The organism is Leifsonia araucanica, assembly GCF_051161895.1.
In the GTDB taxonomy this organism is placed as follows: domain Bacteria; phylum Actinomycetota; class Actinomycetes; order Actinomycetales; family Microbacteriaceae; genus Leifsonia.
The window spans coordinates 1,258,931-1,281,190 of sequence record NZ_JBMBTW010000002.1 but is presented as its reverse complement, the minus strand read 5'-3'; the positions used below and the strand labels follow the sequence as shown (position 1 = coordinate 1,281,190).

The 22,260-nt window shown below is 70.9% G+C and carries 21 protein-coding genes; 14 read left to right on the top strand and 7 right to left on the bottom strand.

The genetic code is table 11. The features are described from left to right. Positions 1–23: 23 nt before the first annotated feature. The gene (locus tag ACN6M5_RS06160) at positions 24–1,280 is read right to left on the bottom strand and encodes an MFS transporter (RefSeq protein ID WP_434948905.1); all 1,257 of its coding nucleotides are present in this window, start codon (positions 1,278–1,280) and stop codon (positions 24–26) included. A 48-nt stretch (positions 1,281–1,328) separates the two neighbouring features. Here ACN6M5_RS06160 and ACN6M5_RS06155 point away from each other — a divergent pair, with 48 nt between their 5' ends. From ACN6M5_RS06155 to ACN6M5_RS06120, 8 genes are all read left to right on the top strand, one after another. Then, positions 1,329–2,234 carry a LysR family transcriptional regulator gene (locus ACN6M5_RS06155; RefSeq protein ID WP_434948904.1) on the top strand — a complete coding sequence of 302 codons (906 nt, stop codon included), beginning with the start codon at positions 1,329–1,331 and terminating at the stop codon, positions 2,232–2,234. Between the two features lie 70 nt (positions 2,235–2,304). Next, the gene (locus ACN6M5_RS06150; protein ID WP_434948903.1) at positions 2,305–3,468 is read left to right on the top strand and encodes a hypothetical protein; all 1,164 of its coding nucleotides are present in this window, start codon (positions 2,305–2,307) and stop codon (positions 3,466–3,468) included. 38 nt (positions 3,469–3,506) lie between these two features. Then, positions 3,507–3,722 (top strand): SCO4848 family membrane protein, encoded by a 216-nt coding sequence (locus tag ACN6M5_RS06145; protein ID WP_085368085.1) that lies wholly within the window; start codon positions 3,507–3,509, stop codon positions 3,720–3,722. A 20-nt stretch (positions 3,723–3,742) separates the two neighbouring features. Next, positions 3,743–4,312 carry an HhH-GPD-type base excision DNA repair protein gene (locus ACN6M5_RS06140; protein ID WP_085368083.1) on the top strand — a complete coding sequence of 190 codons (570 nt, stop codon included), beginning with the start codon at positions 3,743–3,745 and terminating at the stop codon, positions 4,310–4,312. A 64-nt stretch (positions 4,313–4,376) separates the two neighbouring features. After that, on the top strand, positions 4,377–4,712 hold the full coding sequence (locus tag ACN6M5_RS06135; RefSeq protein ID WP_085368081.1) for a Cif family virulence factor: 336 nt from the start codon (positions 4,377–4,379) through the stop codon (positions 4,710–4,712). An 89-nt stretch (positions 4,713–4,801) separates the two neighbouring features. Further along, positions 4,802–8,350, top strand: a complete 3,549-nt coding sequence (locus ACN6M5_RS06130; protein WP_434948902.1) for a TM0106 family RecB-like putative nuclease — start codon at positions 4,802–4,804, stop codon at positions 8,348–8,350. A 128-nt stretch (positions 8,351–8,478) separates the two neighbouring features. Further along, a complete protein-coding gene (locus ACN6M5_RS06125) occupies positions 8,479–8,886 on the top strand; it encodes a helix-turn-helix transcriptional regulator (RefSeq protein ID WP_085368077.1) in 408 nt (135 codons plus the stop codon). Between the two features lie 68 nt (positions 8,887–8,954). Beyond that, positions 8,955–9,374 (top strand): VOC family protein, encoded by a 420-nt coding sequence (locus ACN6M5_RS06120; RefSeq protein ID WP_085368075.1) that lies wholly within the window; start codon positions 8,955–8,957, stop codon positions 9,372–9,374. A gap of 51 nt (positions 9,375–9,425) precedes the next feature. Here the strand turns inward: ACN6M5_RS06120 and ACN6M5_RS06115 are convergent, their stop codons facing one another. Then, on the bottom strand, positions 9,426–9,968 hold the full coding sequence (locus ACN6M5_RS06115; protein WP_434948901.1) for a hypothetical protein: 543 nt from the start codon (positions 9,966–9,968) through the stop codon (positions 9,426–9,428). A 133-nt stretch (positions 9,969–10,101) separates the two neighbouring features. On the opposite strand from ACN6M5_RS06115, the gene ACN6M5_RS06110 reads away from it, so the two are divergent. The 3 genes from ACN6M5_RS06110 to ACN6M5_RS06100 are packed head-to-tail and all read left to right on the top strand — an operon-like array spanning position 10,102 to position 12,736. Further along, positions 10,102–11,049, top strand: coding sequence for a MetQ/NlpA family ABC transporter substrate-binding protein (locus tag ACN6M5_RS06110; protein WP_434948900.1), 948 nt, complete (start codon positions 10,102–10,104; stop codon positions 11,047–11,049). A gap of 5 nt (positions 11,050–11,054) precedes the next feature. Further along, entirely contained in the window at positions 11,055–12,080 is a 1,026-nt protein-coding gene (locus ACN6M5_RS06105) for a methionine ABC transporter ATP-binding protein (protein ID WP_434948899.1), read from the top strand. Continuing rightward, positions 12,077–12,736 carry a methionine ABC transporter permease gene (locus ACN6M5_RS06100; RefSeq protein ID WP_085368068.1) on the top strand — a complete coding sequence of 220 codons (660 nt, stop codon included), beginning with the start codon at positions 12,077–12,079 and terminating at the stop codon, positions 12,734–12,736. The genes ACN6M5_RS06105 and ACN6M5_RS06100 overlap by 4 nt, the downstream gene beginning before the upstream one ends. Positions 12,737–12,771: 35 nt before the next feature. On the opposite strand, the gene ACN6M5_RS06095 is transcribed toward ACN6M5_RS06100, so the two are convergent. Then, positions 12,772–14,109, bottom strand: a complete 1,338-nt coding sequence (locus ACN6M5_RS06095; protein ID WP_434948898.1) for a citrate synthase — start codon at positions 14,107–14,109, stop codon at positions 12,772–12,774. A gap of 81 nt (positions 14,110–14,190) precedes the next feature. Here ACN6M5_RS06095 and ACN6M5_RS06090 point away from each other — a divergent pair, with 81 nt between their 5' ends. After that, on the top strand, positions 14,191–15,366 hold the full coding sequence (locus ACN6M5_RS06090) for a citrate/2-methylcitrate synthase (RefSeq protein WP_434948897.1): 1,176 nt from the start codon (positions 14,191–14,193) through the stop codon (positions 15,364–15,366). 46 nt (positions 15,367–15,412) lie between these two features. Next, positions 15,413–16,069, top strand: a complete 657-nt coding sequence (locus ACN6M5_RS06085; RefSeq protein ID WP_434948896.1) for a putative glycolipid-binding domain-containing protein — start codon at positions 15,413–15,415, stop codon at positions 16,067–16,069. A gap of 26 nt (positions 16,070–16,095) precedes the next feature. Here ACN6M5_RS06085 and ACN6M5_RS06080 read toward each other — a convergent pair whose 3' ends face one another. Both ACN6M5_RS06080 and ACN6M5_RS06075 read right to left on the bottom strand, forming a co-directional pair. Next, positions 16,096–17,361, bottom strand: coding sequence for an MFS transporter (locus ACN6M5_RS06080; protein WP_085368062.1), 1,266 nt, complete (start codon positions 17,359–17,361; stop codon positions 16,096–16,098). Positions 17,362–17,498: 137 nt separating this feature from the next. Further along, on the bottom strand, positions 17,499–17,927 hold the full coding sequence (locus tag ACN6M5_RS06075; protein ID WP_085368060.1) for a hypothetical protein: 429 nt from the start codon (positions 17,925–17,927) through the stop codon (positions 17,499–17,501). A gap of 98 nt (positions 17,928–18,025) precedes the next feature. Between ACN6M5_RS06075 and ACN6M5_RS06070 the strand changes: the two genes are divergently transcribed. Beyond that, positions 18,026–19,543, top strand: a complete 1,518-nt coding sequence (locus ACN6M5_RS06070; RefSeq protein WP_434948895.1) for a bifunctional phosphatase PAP2/diacylglycerol kinase family protein — start codon at positions 18,026–18,028, stop codon at positions 19,541–19,543. On the opposite strand, the gene ACN6M5_RS06065 is transcribed toward ACN6M5_RS06070, so the two are convergent. After that, a complete protein-coding gene (locus ACN6M5_RS06065) occupies positions 19,530–22,001 on the bottom strand; it encodes an ATP-dependent DNA ligase (RefSeq protein WP_434948894.1) in 2,472 nt (823 codons plus the stop codon). The two genes, ACN6M5_RS06070 and ACN6M5_RS06065, sit on opposite strands and share 14 nt — an antisense overlap. A gap of 64 nt (positions 22,002–22,065) precedes the next feature. Beyond that, positions 22,066–22,260 carry a hypothetical protein gene (locus ACN6M5_RS06060; protein ID WP_434948893.1) on the bottom strand — a complete coding sequence of 65 codons (195 nt, stop codon included), beginning with the start codon at positions 22,258–22,260 and terminating at the stop codon, positions 22,066–22,068.

Genomic DNA, 22,260 nt, shown 5'->3' with positions numbered 1-22,260 from the left:
CGCTCCGACCCACCCCGCACCGCTCAGCGGCGCAGCATCCGCAGGCCGCCGGCGAGCGACAGCGCGCCCACCACGATCACGAAGACCACCAGCACCGGCACCACCGGCCACACGATCAGCGCCACCCCCACCAGCAGCACGGGCACCGCGAGGCCGACGTACGCGATGAGGAAGATCGCCGCGAGCACCTCGCCGCGGTGATCGGGGGACGACAGCGACGCCGCGACCGCGATGGAGGAGCGGAACAGCAGGCCGACACCCGCCCCCGCGATCACGCCGCTCGCCACGAACAGCCAGAGTCCGGCGACCAGCACACCCACCGCGAGACCGGCGAGGCCGAGCACCACCAGCGGGATGGCGAGCACCAGCTGGGCGCGGGAGGACAGCCGGGCGAACACGATCTGCGACACCGCGGACGCGGCGAACACCGAGAACGGGACGGCGCCGGCGACGAGGCGCGAGGTCTCGTGCAGCACGCCGGAGAGCACGGTCGGCGCGAGCGAAGTGAAGAGCCCGAACACCGCGAAGCCCGCGAACGCCGCGACGGCTGCGGCGGAGAAGGTGCTCCGCGCATCCCGTGGCAGGGAGATCCGCTGGGGCCGGTATGCGGGGCGCTCCTCTGCACGCTCGACCGTCTCCGGCACCAGGGCGACCGCCACCGCGGCGACGGCGAGGATCACCAGGAACACCGCGTACGGGAGCACCAGCGGGGCGGGCAGGAACTGCGCGAACGCTCCGGCGATCAGCGGGCCGATGGCGAGTCCGCCGGTGTTCACGACGGTGGAGACGGTTCCGGCGAGGCGGGGACCTTCCTCCGGACGGGCGGTGGAGCGCAGCTCACTGAGGTGGGCGGTCGCGCTGGCCGTCAGCGCCCCGACGCCGACGCCGGAGATGACGCGCGCCACCAGCAGGCCGGGGATGTCGTTCCAGAACAGGAACAGCACGGCGGCGACGATCTCGAGGGCGATGGCGACGAGGATCATCCTGCGGCGTCCCGCCCAGTCGCTGATGTGGCCGATCAGGAACAGGCTCGCGAGCACGCCGATCGCGTACGCAGCGAACACCACCGTGACCACCCAGGTCGGGAACCCGTCGCGCTGCTGATAGAGCGCGTACAGCGGGGTCGGCAGGGTGGAGAACGCCATCACCGCGAGGAACGCCGCCGCGATCACCCAGAACCCTGCACCGTGACGAAGCCGCCACGGCCCACGGGATGCGCCGGGTTCGCCGGATGCGCGGGAGTTGCTTGATGCGCTGGTGGGGGAGGTCATGAGTGCCATACCGCTATCGTGCTCCCACCCGGCAATCGAGTCCAACGGATATCCCCGATGCTGGTGATCGACTACTACGATTACCCCGTGGACACCCGCCAGCTCGAATACTTCGTCGCCGTCGCCGACGAACTCAACTTCACCCGCGCCGCCGACCGGGTCTTCGCCGCCCAGTCCACCGTCTCCGCCGGCGTCCGCTCGCTGGAACGCGAACTCGGCGGCGACCTGTTCGAGCGGGACCGGCACCGGGTGCGGTTGACGCCGCTCGGCCGCCAGGTGCTGGATGCGGCCCGCACCACCCTCGAGGCCACCGAGCGGATGCGCCTGCTCGCCGACAGCACGGGCGGCCTGCGCGGAGAGGTGCGGGTCGGGATCTTCACCAACCTCACCACCATCGACCTGCCGGGCATCATGGGCGAGTTCCACGAACGCCATCCCCTGGTCGATCTGCGGCTGGGGCCATCACCCAGCGGGTCCACCGGGCTGGCCAGGGATGTGCGGCTCGGCAGGATCGACGTGGCCTTCCTCGGGTTGCCCGGCCGGGTGCCCGACCTGCTCTACCGGGATCTCGCGGTGTCGCCCTTCGTCGCCGTGCTGCCGGAGGAGCATCCATTGGCCGCCGCGCGGAGCGTGTCGCTGGCCGAGCTCGCCGACGAACGGTGGGTGGATGCGCGGGAGGGGTTCGGCAACAGGGCGACGCTCGACCGCGCCCTCGACGAGCGCGGGATCGCGAGGCGGGTGTCGACCGAGCTGTCCGACCTGGGGGAGATCCCGCGGTTCGTCGCCGCGCGCCTGGGCGTGGCCGTGATGCCGGAGCTGACCGTGCTGCGGGCGGACGGGACGGTGGTGGTCCCACTCACCGAGCGCATCGACTGGGTGCTCAGCGCGGTGGCGCGCACGCGTCCGAGCGCGGCGGCCGTGGCGTTGCTCGACCTGCTGAGCGAGCGGTTCGGGGCGCACTGACCCTATCCACCGCACCGCGCGTGGGCGTACTCTTTCCCCGTCTCACGCCGCATCCGGATCGGAGCAGATCATGGGCTGGACAGCACGCAACCTGACGGACACGTTCCACCTCCCGCCCGGCATCTTCGCCCCGTCGGCGTACGACTTCCCCGACGACCGGACGCGGCACGTCATCTACCTCGGCGGCACCGGCGGCTCGGACAGCACCGGCGCGCTGCACGAGCTGTACTGCGGGACGGACGACGTCTGGCACGAGAAGGACCTGATGGCGGAGAGCGGAGGACCGCACGCGTCATCGGCCCCGCGCGCCTACCTGTTCGTGCTGGAAGGGACGCAGCACGTCCTCTATCTGGGCACGGCGGGCGACGGACGCCTGCGCGAGCTGTACCAGGACGACGGCTGGCACGCGAACGACCTCACTGCCGACTCCGGTTCGCAGCCGGCGCGGAAGGTCGCGCAGGGCTTCGAGTACGCGTCGGGGCGCGCGCAGGTGGTCGTCTTCCAGGGCATCGACAGGCACGTGCACGTGCTCACCAGGAAGTCGCGCGACGACGGCGACCCGAGCTGGGTGCACAAAGACCTCACCTCGGATCATGGCGGCCCGGTCTGCGCGCGGGCTCCTGGCGGGTACTCGTTCTCCCCGGGCGGGACCATGCACGTCGACTACCTCGGCGACGACGGCCGCCTCTACGAGTACACGGGAACCGCGAACCTCACCTGGGGCGAGCCGGTCGACATCGGCGCGGGGCTCGACGGGCCGGGTGGGTTCGCGGACGACGCGTACCGCGGCTACGGATTCGCGGCGGACGGCACGCGCCACGTGGACGTCGTCGACACGGCGGGCGACGTGTGGGAGTACCGCTACGACGGGACCTGGTCGGTCGAGAACCTCACCGGGCCGCTGGGCGCCGGCCCGGTGCTGGCGGGCACGAGCGTGTCCGCGTACGCGTTCGAGGCGACGGATGCGGTCCCCGTCCCCACGCAGCACGTCGTCTACGCCGGAGCGGACCACCTCATCCACGAGCTGTGGCGGGATCCGACCGGGTGGCACGAGAACCCGCTGACCGGAGCGGGGCAGCCGCCGGCCGCATCCACCCCGTCGGCGTTCGTCGACCACGCCAGCTCGACGCAGCACATGTTCTACACGTCGCAGGCCAACGAGGTGGTCGAGCTGCGCTGGACGGACCGGCCGACCCTGTCGGAGACGGCACGCCCGCGGCACCGGCTCGACTGAGCGGACGCGCATCCACCGTCTCCTAGGCTGGAGACACCATGACCGTCTTCGCTGCCATCGTCCTGTTCGTCAACGCCGCATTCAACGTGTTCGCGTGGCCCCGGTTCTTCGCCAGGGTCGCCAAAGACACCAGGGCACGGGATGCGGCGGGCACGCCGACGCCGTTCCTGATCGTCCACGGGGTGCTGATGGGCGTCGCGCTGCTGATCGCGCTGGTGTCGCTGGTGGCCGGGGTGCTGTTGCTGGTCGCCTGACCGGATGGCACCATGAACTCATGGCTGTGAACATCACCGGCGACCCCGAGGCTGACGCCGTCCTCGACCAGTCCGACTTCGCGCTCATCCTGGGGATGCTGCTCGACCAGCAGATCCCGATGGAGACGGCGTTCTCCGGTCCGGCGAAGCTGCAGGACAGGCTCGGCTCTCTCGACCCGGCGACGGTCGCGTCCGTCGAGCCGGAGAAGCTGGCAGAGGTGATGAAGCAGACGCCGGCGGTGCACCGGTTCCCCGGCTCGATGGCGGGGCGCGTGCAGGCGCTCGCCGCGGCGATCGTCGACGACTGGGGGGACGACACCTCCGCGATCTGGACGAAGGGCGACCCGGACGGCCCCGAGATCCTGCGCAGACTGAAGGCGCTGCCCGGCTTCGGGGAGCAGAAGGCGAAGATCTTCCTCGCGCTCCTCGGCAAGCAGCGCGGGCTGACGGCGCCCGGCTGGCGCGAGGCGGCGGGGGACTACGGAACGGAAGGCTCGTTCCGTTCGGTTGCGGACATCGTGAGCCCGGAGTCTCTGACGAAGGTGCGCGAGTTCAAGCGCGCGGCGAAGGCGGCGGCGAAGAAGGGCTGAGGCTGACCGGGGCTGTCGCGTCGGGCACTGGCGCGCAGCCCGGGATGCGGTCCACACTGGGGCGGTGACCGACGAGAGCCGCGAAGGCATCCCACCCGTCGTCGCCGAGGCGATCGACGCGGCGAACGCGCACGACACCGAACGCTTCATCGACACGTTCGCCCCGACGGGCAGCGTGGACGACTGGGGCCGCGTCTTCACCGGCCGCGAGGCGATCCGCGGGTGGAGCGACGGCGAGTTCATCGGCTCGGCCGTGACGCTCGACGACCTCCAGTTCAGCGCGGTGCCGGACGGGGTCGCTGTGACGGCGCTGGTCGGCGGAGACGGGTTCAACGGACCCTCGACGTTCACCTTCCTGGTCGGCTCCGCGGGCATCGAGCGGATGACGATCACGGCCTAGGCAGGCCGCCGGGCAGTGTCGGTGGTTCCGGATAGGCTCGCAGACAGCGGCGGCCGCAGGGGCCGTCGGCGTCGCCGGAAGGAGCGGACGTGTTCCTTCTCGACGGGGTCATCGTCACGAGCGCCAGCGACCTGACCGAGGCGTCGAAGTGCGAGTTCGCCTTCCTGCGCACGCTCGACGTGAAGCTCGGCCGCATCGAGAAGACCGACGAGGTCGAAGACCCGATGTACGTGCGGTCGTCGCGGCTGGGGGACGAGCACGAGCAGCACATCCTGGAGCGTTACCGCGAGCGGTTCGGCACAGCGGTGGCCGAGATCGAGCGTCCCGAGCGCCTCGACGCCGACAGTCTCGCCGCCGCGGTCGCCGCGACGGCCGACGCCTTCGCCCGCTCGGCCGAAGTGGTGTTCCAGGCCACCTTCTTCGACGGCTCGTTCGTGGGGTTCGCCGACTTCATCGTCCGCCGTCCGGACGGCCGCTACCGGGTGCAGGACTCCAAGCTCGCCCGCAGCGCCAGAGTCACTGCACTGCTGCAGCTCGCCGCATACGCCGGGCAGCTGCGTCGCATCGGGGTCGATGTGGAGGACACGGTCGAGCTGCTGCTCGGCGACGGCTCGGTCAGCGAGCACAGGGTGTCCGAGATCGAGCCCGTCTACCGCAAGCGGCGCGCCCGCCTGCTCTGGATCATCGAGCAGCACCTCGCCGAGGAGGGTCCGGTCGCCTGGGGAGACCCGCGCTTCACCGTCTGCGGGCGCTGCGACACCTGCGACGCCGAGATCCAGGCCACCAGGGATGTGCTGCTGGTGGCCGGGATGCGCGTCACCCAGCGGGCGAGGCTGTTCGAGGCCGGGGTGTTCACGATCGACCAGCTCGCCGCATCCACGGGCCAGATCGACGGAGTGCCCGAGGGAACAATCGACGGTCTGCGCGAGCAGGCGCGCCTGCAACGGGATGCTGTCGAGGGCGAGCCTCCGCCGATCCGGGTCTTCAACGCGCCGGTCCTCGCCGTGCTGCCGCACCCGGATGTCGGCGACATCTTCTTCGACTTCGAGGGCGACCCGCTCTACACCGAGGGCGCGGGGGAGCGCTGGAACCTCGACTACCTGTTCGGGCTGGTCGACGAGAACGCCGAATTCACGGCGTTCTGGGCGCACGACTTCGCCGCGGAGCGGGTGGCGCTCGAGGCGTTCCTCGCGTTCGTGCGCGAACGGAGGCAGCGATACCCGAACCTGCACATCTACCACTACGCCGCATACGAGCAGACGCACCTGCTCGCCCTCGCCGCCCGGCACGGCGTCGGCGAGGAGGAGGTCGACGCCCTGCTCCGCGACAACGTGATGGTCGACCTCTACCCTCTGGTGCGCAAGGCGGTGCGGGTCGGTTCCCGCTCGTACTCGATCAAGAAGCTGGAACCGCTCTACATGGGCGACGAGCTGCGCGAGAGCGACGTGACGAACGGCGCGGACTCGATCACCCAGTACGCCAACGCGCGCGACCTCATCGCGGTCGGCCGCGAAGACGAGGCGCAGCCCATCCTGGATGCGATCGGCGACTACAACAGGTACGACTGCGTGTCCACGCTGCGGCTGCGCGACTGGCTGATCGCGCGGGCGCAGGAGAATGGTGTCCCCATCGGCCAGGCGCCGGTCGACGATCTCGAGATCGCTCCCGAGGAGTCCCCGCTGCGTGCCGGGCTGCTCGCATACGCGGGCGACCCGCTCGACCCGCACCGCACTCCGGACAGGGAGGCGATGGCGCTGGCGGCAGCAGCGATCGACTTCCACCGCAGGGAGCAGAAGAGCTTCTGGCAGTCCCACTTCTCCCGGCTCATCCAACCGGTGGAGGAGTGGGCCGACAACCGGGACGTGCTGGTGGTCGAGTCCGCACAGGTGCTGCGCGACTGGTACCAGGACGACGGCCAGCGCGTCGAACGCCGGGAGCTGCTGCTGAGCGGGCGATGGGGGCCGGGGAGCGCCATCCGGGTCAGCGAGCGCACCGGGCCGTTCCTGCTCTACGAATACCCCGGACCGTTCCGCCAGCCGCGCTCCCAGCCGGGCGCGCGGGCGGTGCGGTCGGTCGCCGTGATCGCGGCGACGGACGACGGCGCCGTGGTGGTGCGGGAGACCCTGCCGAAAGACGTGCTGCCGTACGACGACCTGCCGAGCGCGCTGACGCCCGCCGGTCCTCCGGATGCGCGCCGCCTGGCCGAGGCGATCCGCGAGTGGGGGAGCGACCTGCTGGAGGCGCGTCGCGCGGGGGATGCTGGCGCCACCGCCGAGTCGCAGCGCGCTGGGGACGCCGTTGACGCATCCGGCGCTGCTGACGCATCGGGCGGCGCTGGCGGGTGGCCGCGCAACGCGATGGTCGACGTGCTGCGGCGTACGCCACCGCGCACCCGCTCCGGGCGCCTCGCTCCCGAAGGGCCGGACGACGGCAGCGGGCGCATCGACGCCGTCATCGCGAGCCTTCTCGACCTCGACCGCTCCTACCTGGCCGTGCAGGGGCCTCCCGGCACCGGCAAGTCGTATCTCGGGGCGCACGTGATCGCCGGCCTCGTCCAGCGGCACGGCCGGCGGATCGGCGTCGTGGCGCAGTCGCACGCCGTCGTCGAGAACCTGCTCGACCGCGTCGTCGCGGCCGGGCTGGATGCGCGGCTCGTCGGCAAGGTCCCCGGCGGCGACAGCGACAGGGACGCCCACGCGTTCACCCCGCTCGAGCACGACGGCCAGCTGCTGTTCGCCCTCGACAACGAGGCGACCGGCTACGTGGTCGGAGGCACGGCGTGGGACTTCGCGAACGCTGCCCGCATCCCGCGCGACAGCCTCGACCTGCTGGTGGTCGACGAGGCAGGCCAGTTCTCGCTCGCCTCCACCATCGGCGCAGGGGTGTCCGCGGCCAACCTGCTGCTGCTCGGCGACCCGCAGCAGCTTCCGCAGGTCAGCCAGGGACAGCATCCCGAGCCCATCGACGGCTCCGCCCTCGGCTGGGTGAGCGACGGGCACGACGTGCTGCCGCCCGAGTTCGGGTACTTCCTCGCCGAGAGCAGGCGGATGCATCCCGAGCTGGCGGCCGCGGTGTCCCGGCTGTCCTACGAGGGCAAGCTGCACGCGCATCCGGAGGCGGCGCTGCGGTCCCTCGACGGGGTGAGGGCCGGGCTGCACCCGGTCCCGGTGGAGCACGTCGGCAACTCGACGGAATCGCCGGAGGAGGCGGCCGTGGTGGTCGCCATCGTGCAGGACGTGCTCGGGCGCGCGTGGACCGACCCGAGCGCAGGCCGGGAACGGGATGCGCTCGGCGAGGAGGACGTGATCGTCGTCACGCCGTACAACGCGCAGCTCTCCGCGGTGCGTGCGGCCCTCGACGATGCCGGGCTGGAGCGCGTGCGGGTCGGGACGGTGGACAAGTTCCAGGGCCAGGAGGCCGCCATCGCCATCGTCAGCCTCGCGGCGTCGTCGTCGGCGGACGTGCCGCGCGGGATGTCGTTCCTGCTCATGAAGAACCGGCTCAACGTGGCCGTGTCCCGCGCGAAATGGGCGGCGTACCTCGTCCACTCGCCCGAGCTGACCGAATACCTGCCGCACACACCAACCGGCCTCACCGAGCTGAGCGCGTTCATCCGGCTGGTCGAGCAGGACGCGTGAGCCCGTGGGTAGCGCCTGACCGCGTGGACGGCGCCTGATCGGCCTGGCCGCTGCGCGGGTGGGGTGCCTCGCTGCGCGGGCTCGATTCCGCCCGGGCCGCTGTGGGGGTGCGGTGCTACGCTCGTGGCGTGTCACCGGAGGAGATCGAGACGCTCGTGCACCTGCGCAGGGCGCGCGACCTGATCGACCGCGAGTATGCGCGGCCGCTCGACGTGCCCACGATCGCCAGTAAGGCGCTCATGTCTCCCGCGCACTTCTCCCGCCGGTTCCGGGCGGCGTACGGCGAGACCCCGTACAGCTACCTGATGACCCGCCGCATCGAGCGCGCGATGGCGCTGCTCCGGTCCGGGATGAGCGTGACCGACGCCTGCATGACCGTCGGCTGTACGTCGCTCGGGTCGTTCAGCTCCAAGTTCAGCGAAATCGTCGGGATGTCGCCCACCGCGTACCGCGCACGCGAGCACCAGGCCGTCGAGGCGATGCCGTCCTGCGTGGCGAAACAGCGCACCCGCCCCGTGAAGTCCGCCTCCGCCTGAGCCGCATCCCGCCTCATCGAGCAGGTTTGGAGAAGCGCGCAGCGCGCCGGGATTTCTACAGTGGACCCATGACCGTTTCACTGCAGTACTACCAGATCACCGTCAGCGACCCCGAAGAGTCGCTCAGCTTCTACCGGGACGCCCTCGGGCTCGATGTCGTGCGCGACGTCGAGTCGGGCGGCCACCACTGGATCACCCTCGGCAGCGCCGACCAGCCGGGGTTGGAGATCGTGCTCTCCGACCCGTACGGCGGCCGGTCGAAAGCCGACGGCGACACCATCCTCGAACTGATCACCAAGGGCGTCCTGCAGAACATCGTGTTCCGCACCGACGACATCGACGGCGTGTTCGAGCGGGTCCGCGCATCCGGAGCCGAGGTGTTGCAGGAGCCCATCGACCAGCCCTGGGGTCCGCGAGACTGCGCGTTCCGCGACCCGTCCGGCAACATGGTGCGCATCCAGGCCGCCATGCAGCCGCAGAACGCCTGACCGGACACGAGAAGCCAGTAACTGTGCCGAATCGGTGCGATTTCGCGACAGTTACTGGCTTTTCGCTGCCTCGGCCGGCCCAGCAGCGCCAGCCGCACCGCCGGCCGTGAGCGTCGCGAGCAGCGCCGCCGGCGTCTCCGGGTCGGCGAGCGTCACCGCGAAATACGTGTCCGCCGTCGTTCCGACCACGAGCGCCGGCCCGCGGCGCAGCACGATGGCCGACCGCCCCGGCATCACCCGGTAGCCCCAGCCGCCCCACTGCGCGGGCCGCAGGTCGTCCTCGGCCGACACCGTCGCCACGCGCGACAGCGGGATGCTCTTCACGCGCATCCCGAACAGCAGCGGCAGCGTCACCCGCAGGCCGCGCCTGTCGACCGACACCCGGATGCGCGTGAAACCGCACAGCAGCACCACGCAGACCACGATGACCGCCGTGCTGAACGCGGCCCCGGCGACGCGGGCACCCTGGTCGTCGTCCGGGCCGGCGTCGACCAGCAGCAGTGGGAGGACGCACACCACCCCCACGAGCACCAGGGCAGCGGCCGCCCACCCGAAGAGTCTCACCGTCACCGTCTGGGACCAGGAATCTGACATTCCACCAGCCTACCCCACGCGGGCTGTCACATTTCGGAACACGGTTTGGGCATCCGGCGCACAGCAGGCAGGCTCGAATAGCCGTCAACCGTTCGCCGGCACACCCCCACCCCTTCACAAGAGAGGCACAGCCATGTCCGAGGCCACCCCGCCCACCCCATCCCTGCCGGAGAAGCCGAAGTCGAAGACCGGCTGGATCGTCGGCATCGGGATCGCCGTCATCGCGATCGTCGTGGCCGTGGTGCTCGTCGTCGTGAACCTGTCGGCTCCGGCATCGAGCGGCGCGGAGAAGCGGGTGAGCGTGAAGATCGGCACCACCGAGCAGTCGGCCCCCTACTGGCCGATCCTGAAGAAGGCGGCGGCGAAGGAGGGCATCGACATCACGGTCGTCGGCTTCCGCGACTACACGCAGGCCAACCCGGCGCTCGCGGACAAGCAGATCGACCTGAACCTGTTCCAGCACCTGCAGTTCCTCGCGAACTACGACGTGAGCGCGAACGCCACGCTGGTCCCGATCGCCTCCACCCAGGTGGTTCCGCTCCCGCTGTACTCGAAGAAGTACACCTCGGTCGAGCAGATCCCGCAGGGCGCGAAGATCGCCATCCCGAACGACGCGACCAACCAGGCCCGCGCCCTTCTCGTGCTGCAGAAGGCCGGACTCCTGAAGCTGAAGGACGGCGGCAACACGCTCGCGACGCCCGCCGACATCGTCGCCTCCGACTCGAAGGTCTCCGTGATCCCGGTGGATGCGGCGCAGACGGCCCCCGCGCTCGACTCGGCCGACGGCGCGATCGTCAACAACAACTTCGCGCTCACCGCGGGCATCGACCCCAAGTCCGCGCTCTTCCAGGACGACCCGAAGAGCGACACCGCCGAGCCGTACATCAACGCGTTCGTCGCCCGTGAGGCCGACAAGGACAACAAGACGTACCTCAAGATCGCCGAGCTCTACCACACCACGGCGGTCACCGACGCGGTGCTGGCCGAGTCGAAGAACACCGCGGTGATCGTCGACCGTCCGCAGTCCGACCTCATCGCCATCCTCGACAAGCTGAAGACCACCATCGCGGCGGCGAAGTAGCGCGGATGAGCCCCATCATCGAGTTCCGCGACGTCTCGAAGGCGTTCCGCTCCGGCGACACGACCATCACGGCGGTCGACGGTGTCAGCCTCGCGATCGAGCGCGGTGAGATCTTCGGCATCATCGGATACTCGGGGGCGGGCAAGAGCACGCTGGTGCGGCTCATCAACGCGCTCGAGCGGGCGACGTCCGGCAGCATCCTGATCGACGGCCAGGACATCACGCAGCTTCCCGAACCGAAGCTGCGTGCTGTTCGGGCCGGGATCGGGATGATCTTCCAGCAGTTCAACCTGTTCCGGTCGCGCACGGTGTTCGGCAACGTCGCGTACCCGCTCAAGGTGGCCGGCTGGCCGAAGGACAAGCGCCGAGAGCGGGTCGCGGAGCTGCTGGCGTTCGTCGGTCTCACCGACAAGGCGTGGGTCTACCCCGACCAGCTCTCCGGCGGCCAGAAGCAGCGCGTCGGCATCGCCCGCGCGCTCGCGACCAACCCGGCGATCCTGCTCGCCGACGAGTCCACGTCCGCGCTCGACCCGGAGACGACGGCCGACGTGCTGCGGCTGCTCAAGCGGGTCAACGACGAGCTGGGCGTCACCATCGTGGTCATCACGCACGAGATGGAGGTGGTCCGCTCGATCGCCGACCGCGTCGCCGTGCTCGACTCCGGACGCGTGATCGAGACCGGCAGCGTGTTCGAGGTGTTCTCGGCCCCGCAGACCGGCACGGCGCAGCGCTTCGTCGGGACGGTCCTCAGGAACCGGCCGGACGAGACCGAGGTCGAGCGTCTGCGCGGCAAGCACGCCGGACGCATCGTCTCCGCGCGCATCCACGACGACGGGCGGCTGGGGGCCGTGCTGTCGGATGCGGTCGGCAGGCACAACGTGCGCTTCGAGATCGTCTACGGCGGCATCTCCGCGCTGCAGGGCCGCTCGTTCGGCAGCCTCACCCTGGAACTGATCGGCGACGACGCCGGGGTGGATGCGCTGATCGCGGACCTCCGGCAGGTCACCGAGGTGGAGGAGGTGGCGGCGTGAACGACTGGGACACCCTGTGGCCGGTCTTCGTCCAGTCCATCGGGCAGACGCTCTGGATGGTCGTCGCGACGCTCGTGCTCGGCGGCATCCTCGGCCTCGCGCTCGGCGTGCTGCTCTACACGACCAGGCGTGGCGGATTGCTGGAGAACCGGGTGCTCTCCGCGGTGCTGAACGTGGTGGTCAACTTCATCCGGCCCATCCCGTTCATCATCTTCATGACGGCGGTCGCGCCGCTGACGCAGCTGGTGCTCGGCACGTTCCTCGGCACCCCGGCGGCGATCTTCCCGATGACGATCGCGGCGACGTTCGGCATCTCCCGCATCGTCGAGCAGAACCTGGTGACGATCGACCCCGGCGTGATCGAGGCGGCACGCGCGATGGGCTCGAGCCCGTGGCGGATCATCACGACGCTGCTGATCCCCGAAGCGCTCGGCCCGCTCATCCTGGGGTACACGTTCGTGTTCGTGGCGATCGTGGACTTGTCGGCCATCGCGGGCAGCATCGGCGGCGGCGGACTCGGAGACTTCGCGATCTCGTACGGCTACCAGCGGTACAACTGGGCGGTGACGTGGATCGCGGTGATCACGATCGTGGTGCTGGTGCAGGCGGCGCAGTTCCTCGGGAACTGGCTGGCGCGGAAGGCGCTGCGGCGGTGAGTGCTGCGGCGCTGGGGTGCGGCGCTGAGGCGCGGTCAGCCGACGTAGCGGCCGACGGGGCGCAGCCGTAGCGGCGGCTGCTCGTACTCGTCCAGGGCGTGCACGACCCAGCCGATGGCGCGGGCGGTCGCGAAGACCACCTCGCCCGCGTCGTCGGGCATCCCGGATGCGATGGCGAGGGCAGCGATGGCCAGGTCGATGTTGGGGCGTAGCCCGGTGCGGCGGTGGACGATGGCGGCGACCTGCTCGACGGCCGCGGCGGCATCTGTGGCTGCGGTGGCGCCTGCGGTTGTGGAGGTGTCCCCGAGCATCCCGAGCAGGATGCGCGCCCGCGGGTCGCCCTGCGGGTAGAGGACGTGGCCGAACCCGGGGACCGGACCGCGCCCGGCGACCACCGTGTCGGCGACCACGCGCTCGGCCGGTTCTCCGGCGACGACGCGGGCGAGCATCCGGTGGGCGGCGCGGCTGGCGTTGCCGTGCAGGGGCGAGTCGAGGGCGCCGAGTCCGGCGGTGACGACCGCATACGGGTTGGCGCGCGCCGACGCCGCGGCCCGGGCGGCGAGGGTGGAGACGGCGAGGTCGTGGTCGAGGAGGAGCACGAGGGCGGCGTTCAGCGCGGCGAGCGACGTCGGCGGGGCGTCGGTCATGGCTGCCCAGAGGCGCGCGGCCAGGGCGGGGGACGCCGCTGCCAGGGCGGGGTCGATGGATGCTGGGCCCGGGTCGACGGATGCCGGGCCCGGGTCCAGCGCGCCGCGGGCGGGCAGCGCATCCACCATCCCGGCCACCAACCCCTCTGCCGCCCCGACCACCGTGGCGCGGTCGAGGGAGTATCGCAGCGGGTCGGCGGCGGCCAGCGCGGTCACCGCCACCTGTTGCCGGTCGCGCGTGGTCGCCGAGTCCGGCAGGGCATCGCCCACCCGGCGGGCGGCGGTCAGTCCGGCGGCGGCGGGGAACCGCGCGCCCGCATCCCACTCTCCGGTCAGCGCCCAGTGCGCGACGGTCTCGAACCGTTCGCCGACGAGCGTGCCGACGTTCCTGCCGCGGTAGAACAGTTCGCCGTCCTCGATCAGCGCGAACGAGGTGTCCACCACCATGAGAGGGCGCCCGTCCGAGTGCCTGTGCGGACCGGCCACCGGCCGCCGCCTCCTGTCGGCCGCGAACCGTTCGACGTCGAGCGGGTCGAAGGTGGAGCCGTCCGTGGTCCGGATGCGGTCGAGCCGGCCGCGCGCCACGTACGCGTACAGGGTCTCGAGCTTCACGCCGAGCCGCTCGGCGGTCTGCTCCGCCGTGAGCCGGGGGAGCGCTGGGCCGACCGTGCCGTCGTCGCCGAGTGCCCCGACGCTCCGGTGCGCCCCACCGCCCCCGCGTTCCACGTCAGACGCCTCTCGCATGGCACTCCCCACATTGATCCAATCAACATTGACGCACCGAGAATCCATGCGCATGCTCATACTATGCAGAACGCACGGATGGACGACACCCTCATCGACGTTCCCCGCGGCCTCACGAACGTGGTCGCCGCGGAGACCGCCCTCGGCGATGTGCGCGGGCACGAAGGCTTCTACCACTACCGCCAGTACTCCGCGGTCGAGCTGGCCGCCGAGCGCAGCTTCGAGGAGGCCTGGCACCTGCTGCTGTTCGGCACGCTCCCGGATGCCGCCGAGCTCACCGCCTTCCGCTCCCGCATCGCCGCCGACCGCACCATCCCGGACGAGGTCGCGGAACTGCTCCCCGCCATCGCGCGACTCACCGCGGGTACTCCGGACGCCCTCGCCGGCGTCCGCATGGCGCTCGCCGCCGTGGCAGCGGCCGACCGCATCCGGCCCCTGTACGACGAAGACGCCGACGCGCGCATCGCCGACGCGATCCGCGTCAGCGCCATCACCCCCGTGCTGCTCGCCGCCCTGCACGCGCTCGCGTCCGGCCGCGCCCCACTGCGCAGCCGCGACGATCTGGGGCACGTCGCCAACTACCTCTACCTCGTCACCGGACGGGTCCCGGATGCGCGGAGCGAGCACGCGGTGAGCGCGTACATGACCGCGGCGATCGACCACGGCTTCAACGCATCGACGTTCACCGCGCGCGTCATCGCCTCCACGGGCGCCGACCTCGCCGCCGCCGTGACCGGCGCGATGGGCTCGCTGTCCGGACCCCTGCACGGCGGCGCGCCGAGCAGGGCGCTCGACACCCTCGACGAGATCGCCACCCCCGACCGCATCGACGACTGGGTGACCAGCATCGTCGAGTCCGGTGGGCGCATCATGGGGTTCGGGCACGCCGTTTACCGCACGGAGGACCCGCGCTCCCGGATGCTGCGCGGCATCGCCGAGGGGTTCGGCGGGCAGCGGGTGGCGTTCGCCGTGCAGGTGGAGCGCAGGGTGCAGGAGCTGCTGGACGAGCTGAAGCCGGGCAGGGAGCTGCACACCAACGTCGAGTTCTACGCGGCCGTGGTGATGGAGGCGTGCGGCATCCCGCGCAGCATGTTCACGCCCACGTTCGCGTCGGCCCGCGTGGTCGGCTGGACGGCGCACATCCTGGAGCAGGCGGCCGAGGGCAAGATCGTGCGGCCGTCGTCCCGGTACGTCGGGCCGCCGGCGCCCGCGCCGCTACCCGCGCAATCCACGGCTTGAGCGCAGCCCGCGGAAGGACCATCCTGGAAGGGAGGCGGTGGTCGGGATGCGCGGAGCGGTCAGGCAGGTCGAGTGGGTCGGCGACGACGATCCCGAGCGGGTGGAGGCGGCCACGATCACCCTCGCGGCCGACCGGCTGGATGCGCTGGGCACCTCGCGCAGCACCGACTACGTCACCAGCTGGTCGCTGGAGACAGGGCCGGACTGGGTCACCAGCAGGCTCGATGTCGCCGTGTTCGGCCGCGGGTTCACCCGCCGTCTGGCGCTCGCCCGGGATGCGCACGGCCGCTGGACGAGCGAGGCGACCCAGGAGGGCATCAGCGTCTACCACGACGAGGAGCTGGCCGATCCCGGCATCGACGCCCGGGAGGCGGCGGACGGCGCGTTCGACGGAGCGCTGGACTGCGACCTCGCGCTCTGCCCGGTGACGAACACCATGCCGATCCTGCGGCTCGGCGCCAATCGGCGCGAGGTCGCAGAGACCAGGTTCGTGATGGCGTGGGTCGCGCTGCCGTCGCTCGCGGTGAGCCGCAGCGAGCAGCTGTACAGTGCGACCCCGTACGACGAGGAGGCCGGCCACGCCGTCGTCCGCTACAGCAGTGAGAGCCGCGACTTCACTGCCGACCTCACGGTCGACCCGGACGGCATCGTCATCGACTACCCCCAGCTCGCCCGGCGCATCCGGACCCGCGCCCGCCCGTAGCGCACAGCAGAGTGCGCAGCGCACCCCTACGGCGTCGGCGCCAGCGCGTCGTACCGCCGGAACGCGCCCTGCACCCGCACCACCGTCGCCACCAGCACCATGATCACCAGGCCGCCGAGCAGGGGTGGGAACCACAGCGCGCCGGTGAGCGCGAGCAGTCCGATGTACAGGTCGCCGAGGCGCGGGCCGCCGGTGACGACCACCGTGAACACGCCCTGCAGTCTGCCGCGCATCGCATCCGGTGCCGACGCCTGCAGGATGGTCATGCGGAAGATCGAGCTGATGTTGTCGGCCGCGCCCGACCCGGCGAGCAGCAGGGCGGCGAGGATCAGCGCCGGGAGGTTCGCGTCTGCGAAGTTCTGGCCGCTGCCGCCGAGCCCGGCGAACGCGATCACCGCCAGCACGATCCCGAAGCCCAGGATGCACGCTCCGTACACGATGATCGCGCGCGCGACCGCCCTGCCCTGCCAGCGCACATGTCCGAGCCGTCCGGAGAACACGCTCGACAGGAGGGTGCCGACGGCGCCCGCCGCGGTGAGGATGCCGACCGTGACGGGGCCACCGCCGATCAGCAGGGCGCCGACGGCGGGGAAGAGGGCGCGTGGCTGGCCGAAGGTCATCGCGATCAGGTCGAGCACGAACGTCATCGACAGGTTCGGCGCCGTCTTCAGGAAGCGCAGGCCGTCGAGCACGCCCGCGATGCCCGCGCGCTGCTGCTCGCCCTCCGGGACGATCTTCGGCAGGGTGAAGATGCCGAGGAACGCCGCGGTGAACAGAACCACGTCGACCGTGTACGTCCAGCTGATGCCGACGCTGGCGACGAGGAGCCCGGCGAGGGCTGGGCCGATCGTGACCTGCACGCCGAAGCCGATGCCGCCGAGGGCGCTCGCCGCGGGGAGCAGCCTGGCGGGGAGGAGGCGCGGCGTGATGGCCTGCCTGGTGCCGCCGATGACCACCGTGGCGACGGCGTTGATGGTCGTGAGGACGTACAGCGGCCACACCACCTGGATGTCCAGCCAGGCGAACGCGGCGATGCCGGCCGTCGACACCCAGGCGACGATGGCGGTGACGAGTGCGACGAGGCGGCGGTCGAACGCGTCGGCGAGCACGCCGCCGTAGAGTCCGAACACGACCATCGGCAGTAAGGCGAACAGCGCGACCAGCGAGACGGCGAGCGTCGACTGGGTGAGGTCGTAGATGTGCAGGCCGACGGCGACGATGGTCATCTGGCCGCCGATGCCGGCGATCGAGCCGCCCACCCAGAGCCGGGCGAAGGCGGGGGACTCCTTCAGCGGCGAGAGGTCGACGAAGTGACGGCGGCGCGCGAGCGTCGTGCCGTCAGGCTCGGTCGGCCGTCCGGGTTCGGACGTGCGGGGAGCTGGGTGGTCCGCTTCGGAGCGGCCGGTGCGGGGGCCTGAAGGCTCGCCGCTCAGAACCGCGGCTTCTTGCTCAGCGCAACGGCAGCGGTGGAGAAGACGACGCCGGCGGCCATGATCATCACGGTCACACCCTGCAGGAGGGTCTGCCAGAACGGCTCGAACGGGGTGACGGACACCCAGAGCCAGAGCACAGCGCCGATGAGGGTGATGACGTAGCTGAAGGTCCTGTACGCGAACAGCGCGTTGAGCGAGACGACCGTGCCGGCCACGAACACTTGGAAGAGGGGGAGGAACGCGTCAGGGTCGCCGCTCCAGGTGAAGACCAGGCTGATCACGAAGAAGACCGCCGACACCAGTGCGACCAGCGTCGCGATGAGCTTGCCGACCGGGCCGGGCAGCACAGCGCTCAGGCTGCGGACGAGGCTGCCGTGCTCGTCGTCGAGGTCTGCGGTGCGTGGTTCTTCAACGTGTGTGCTCACGTCCACGATCCTAGCGCCGAGGGACCCCCAGCCAGAAAAACGGCACGGTTCGCGGCGAGGCTATGGTGGGGGACATGTGGCGAGTGCGAGTGCGACGCGTGGACGAACGAGTGGCGCAGCGGGTGAACGCGCGGAAGACCGGCAGGGGGGTCGACACCTTCTGGCGTCGCGTCTCCTCTGCGGCGAACCACGGCAAGCTCTGGTTCGTGGCCGCTGCGGCCCTCGCATTGCTCGGCCGCCCGCGTGCCGCTGTGCGCGGCCTGGCATCGCTCGGCATCGCCAGCCTGGTCGCCAACCTGATCGGCAAACGGCTGGTCGGCGGGGAGCGGCCGGCGCTCACGTCCATCCCGATCAGCAGGCGGCTGCAGCGCACGCCGACGTCGCCGTCGTTCCCGTCCGGGCACACCGCCAGCGCGGTCGCCTTCGCCACCGGCGCTGCCCTCGAATCCCCGGTAGCCGGTGCGGCCCTCGCCCCGGTGGCCGCCGGCGTCGCGTACTCGCGGCTGCACACCGGGGCGCACTGGTTCTCCGACGTGGTCGGCGGCGCGGCGATCGGCGCGGGCGTCGCCCTCGCGCTCAAGGCGGTCGTCCCTGCACCGAAGCCCTCCGCGCTGCTCATCGCGGAACCGCCGACGGCGACGACCATCGACCTTCCAGCGCTCGCCGACGGGGACGGAGCGTTCATCCTGGTCAACCCCGGCTCCGGTCGCGGGCTCGGCCGCCCGGATCCCCGGCCGCTGCTCGCCGAGCGCCTCCCGAAGGCGACGGTGCACGAGCTGTCCGACGGCGACGATTTCGCCGAGCTGGTGGATGCGGCTCTCGCGTCCCCGAACCCGCCGCGCGTCATCGGCATCCACGGTGGGGACGGTTCCGTCGGCGCACTGGCGACGATCGCCAGGAAGCACGACCTCCCGCTGCTCGTCTTCCCCGGCGGCACCTTCAACCACTTCGCGAAGGCTGCGATGCTCGACAGCGTCGACACGGCCATCGACGCCCTGCAGTCCGGATCGGGCAGGGCTGTCGACATCGCCGAGCTCCGCTTCGCCACCGGCGACCCCGTCGTCGTGCTCAACACGCTGTCCGTCGGCATCTACCCGTCGTTCGTGGAGGAGCGGGAGAAGTACGAGAAGCGCATCGGCAAGCCGCTGGCTGCGCTGGTCGCCGCCATCCGGGTCGTCCGCCGCACCAGTCCGTTGCGCGTCGAGATCGAGGGTGGACGCCGCACCATCTGGTCCGTCTTCGTCGGCGTCGGCCGCTACTACCCGGTCACCGCCGCCCCGATCGAGCGCAGGCGCCTCGACGACGGCGTGCTCGACGTGCGCGTGCTGTTCGCCGGCGGTAAGCCGCGCACGCGCGGGACGGTCGCGCTGGCCCTCGGCGGCCGGGTGGATGCGCTGGTCGCGCGCCTGCCGTTCCTGCAGGGCCCGCCGGTCCTGGATTCGTTCACCAGCACCGGCCTGACCATCCGCTCCCGCGACGACGACCCCGGCTACGCGCACGACGGCGAGGCGTCGACGGAGACGCCAGGCGGCACGGACGACGACGGCGCGAAGCGCCTGAACGTCACCCTCGTGCCCGGCGGCCTCCGCGTGTACTCGCCGGTCACTCCACGTTGATGTCTCCGACGGACTTGTCGGGCCGCAGCCCGCGCCACGACGGCTGACGCAGCCTGGCCGTCGGCGTCCACTCGGCGAACTCCACCTCGCCGACGAGTTCGGGCCGCACCCAGTGCGCATCCCGAGCGTCGGCGGACGGCACATCGGTGAGCGGGCTGGTCTTCCGTGGATGCGCCGCCAGGCGTTTCGCGAGGTCGTCCAGCATCGCGTCGGTGAACCCGGTGCCGACCTTGCCGACGTAGCGCAACCCGTCGCCGTCCCCGTCCGGGATGGCGAGCAGCAGCGAGCCGACGGTGTTCGCCCTCCGGCCGTTGCCCGGCTTCCACCCGGCGATCACGACCTCCTCCGTGCGGTGGTGCTTGATCTTGATCCAGGTGCGGGAGCGGCGGCCGGTGGCGTATGTTGCGTCGCGCTGCTTGGCCATGACGCCTTCGAGGTCGAGCTCCCTGCTCGCATCCACGGCGTGCCGGAGGTCGCCGTCGAATGCCGGCGGCACCTGCACGGGGTCGCCCTTCGGCGGTCGGAGGACGTCTTCGAGGGCAGCGCGACGCTCGTCGTACGTCTTGCCTCGATAGTTCTCGCCGTCGAGTTCGAGGAGGTCGAAGACCATGTAGTGCACGGGCGCCCTGCTGACAGCCGCATCCACGTCGGACGGCCTGGTGAGGCCCATCCTGGTCTGCAGCAGGCCGAAGTCGGGGCGGCCGGTTTTGTCGAGGGCGACGATCTCGCCGTCGAGCACCAGCTCGTGCCCGTCGGCGACCTCGGTGAGCGTGCGCAGCTCCGGATATGCGACGGTGACGTCGTTGCCGTTGCGGGTGCTCAGCCGGAGCGCATCGCCGCGCACCTCCGCGATGGCGCGGATGCCGTCCCACTTCATCTCGAACGCCCACTCGGACTCGTCGTGCACGTCCTTCTCGGAACCGAGGGTGGCGAGCATGGGGGAGATGGGTTTGGCGGAGAGTGGGGCGGGTGTGGTGCGGGTGGTGCGGGTGGTGCGGGTGGGGGCGTCGGCCTTGGCGGCCTTCGCGGGCTTCGTGCTCTGGCCTTTCGCCGCGTCGTCTTTCATCAGGTGGATCAGCCAGTTCTGCTCCGCCTTGCCCGACCCGCCGGTGTGGATGAGTGCGAACTTCCTGTCGCCTCCGAGCCCCCCGCCCTTCGTGCCGTGCAGGGTCACGATCACCTCGTCGTCGCGCCACTTCTCGAGGTCGTAGTCGCCCGCATCCCAGATCGTCACATGCCCTGCGCCGTACTCGCCGTGCGGGATGTCGCCCTCGAACGCGCCGTATTCGAGCGGGTGGTCCTCCACGTGCACGGCGAGGTGGTTCTGTCCGGGATCGGTCGGCGGCCCTTTGGGGAGCGCCCAGCTGACCAGCACGCCGTCGTGCTCCAGACGGAAGTCCCAGTGCAGGCGCCGGGCGTGGTGCTCCTGGATCACGAACGTGCGCCCGCTGGTCGAGTGCTGCAGCTTCTCCGGAACAGGTTCCGGCGTCTTGGCGGCGTCGCGTTTGCTGCGGTAGGTCGTCAGCCTGTCCTCCGCCGCGCCGTGCACCTCCTCGTCGAGGTGCCCGGCGGACAGGTCGGCGAGCGGGTCGCCCCTCCGTTTCACGCGGGCGAGTGCCTCTGTGAAGTCGAGTTGGGCGAGGTCTTTCCGCGCGAGCTCCCGCCAGGTGCGGGGCGCCGCGACGGTCGGGCGGAACCGCCCGCGCAGTGAATACGGCGCGATCGTGGTCTTGGCCGCGTTGTTCTGGCTCCAGTCCACGAGCACCTTGCCGACCCGCAGCGCCTTCTTCATGTCGCTCACGACGAGGTCGGGATGGTCGGCCTCGAGCACCCGGGCGAGTTCGTGGGCGACGGCGGAGACCTGCTCGCTGGTCTGGCTGCCGTCGAGCGCCGCATACAGGTGGATGCCTTTGGACCCGCTGGTCACCGGCATCGGGTCGAGCCCCATGTCGGTGAGGATGCCGCGGGCGAGCACGGCGATCTCGGCACAGTCGGCGAGCGTGACCCCCTCGCCGGGATCCAGGTCGAGCACCAGCCTGTCCGGATTCTTCGGCGTGCCGTTCCTCGACACCCGCCACTGCGGCACGTGGACCTCCAGCGAAGCGATCTGCGCCAGCCAGATCAGCGTCGCCCTGTCGTTGACCAGCGGATAGTCGTTGGAGTGGCTCTTGTGCGTGATCGTCCTCCGTTTGACCCACGACGGCGTCGACGACGCATCCAGGTTCTTCTGGAAGAACACCTCGCCGGGTTCATCCGGCGTCCCCACCCCGTGCACCCACCTCTTGCGGGTGACCACTCGATCCCGGATGTGCGGCAGCATGACCTCGGCGATGGCGTTGTAATACCCGATCACGTCGGCCTTGGTGGTCCCGGTCTCCGGGTACAGCACCTTGTCCAGATTGGTCAGCTTCAGCCGATGCCCATCGATCTCGACGGACTCGGTGTCAGTGGCGGCCATGCGCCAGATCGTACGCCGGGAGGCGGGGCGCGTCACCTGGTGCGTCGCCTGCCGGGGGTGCGAACTACGGTTCTTTGTGGTCCGGATCCTGGACTCCGGCCGCTCTGACGAGCATCCAAGTCGCCAGCCCCAGCATCGTTCCGGCGGCCAGCCAGAGCGCGACGGCGAGCGGCTGGGCGACCTGGCTCAGGGCTGTTGCGCCGCCCGCCGCGAGGAGGAAGCCGACTCCGAGGCCCCGGTATGTGCTGCTTTTCGTCAC

Excerpts from the sequence above, each read along its gene's own strand:
- ACN6M5_RS06160 (WP_434948905.1), bottom strand. The coding sequence starts at position 1,280 with ATGGCACTCATGACCTCCCCCACCAGCGCATCAAGCAACTCCCGCGCA.
- ACN6M5_RS06155 (WP_434948904.1), top strand. The coding sequence starts at position 1,329 with ATGCTGGTGATCGACTACTACGATTACCCCGTGGACACCCGCCAGCTC.
- ACN6M5_RS06150 (WP_434948903.1), top strand. The coding sequence starts at position 2,305 with ATGGGCTGGACAGCACGCAACCTGACGGACACGTTCCACCTCCCGCCC.
- ACN6M5_RS06145 (WP_085368085.1), top strand. The coding sequence starts at position 3,507 with ATGACCGTCTTCGCTGCCATCGTCCTGTTCGTCAACGCCGCATTCAAC.
- ACN6M5_RS06140 (WP_085368083.1), top strand. The coding sequence starts at position 3,743 with ATGGCTGTGAACATCACCGGCGACCCCGAGGCTGACGCCGTCCTCGAC.
- ACN6M5_RS06120 (WP_085368075.1), top strand. The coding sequence starts at position 8,955 with ATGACCGTTTCACTGCAGTACTACCAGATCACCGTCAGCGACCCCGAA.
- ACN6M5_RS06115 (WP_434948901.1), bottom strand. The coding sequence starts at position 9,968 with ATGTCAGATTCCTGGTCCCAGACGGTGACGGTGAGACTCTTCGGGTGG.
- ACN6M5_RS06110 (WP_434948900.1), top strand. The coding sequence starts at position 10,102 with ATGTCCGAGGCCACCCCGCCCACCCCATCCCTGCCGGAGAAGCCGAAG.
- ACN6M5_RS06105 (WP_434948899.1), top strand. The coding sequence starts at position 11,055 with ATGAGCCCCATCATCGAGTTCCGCGACGTCTCGAAGGCGTTCCGCTCC.
- ACN6M5_RS06090 (WP_434948897.1), top strand. The coding sequence starts at position 14,191 with ATGCAGAACGCACGGATGGACGACACCCTCATCGACGTTCCCCGCGGC.
- ACN6M5_RS06085 (WP_434948896.1), top strand. The coding sequence starts at position 15,413 with ATGCGCGGAGCGGTCAGGCAGGTCGAGTGGGTCGGCGACGACGATCCC.
- ACN6M5_RS06065 (WP_434948894.1), bottom strand. The coding sequence starts at position 22,001 with ATGGCCGCCACTGACACCGAGTCCGTCGAGATCGATGGGCATCGGCTG.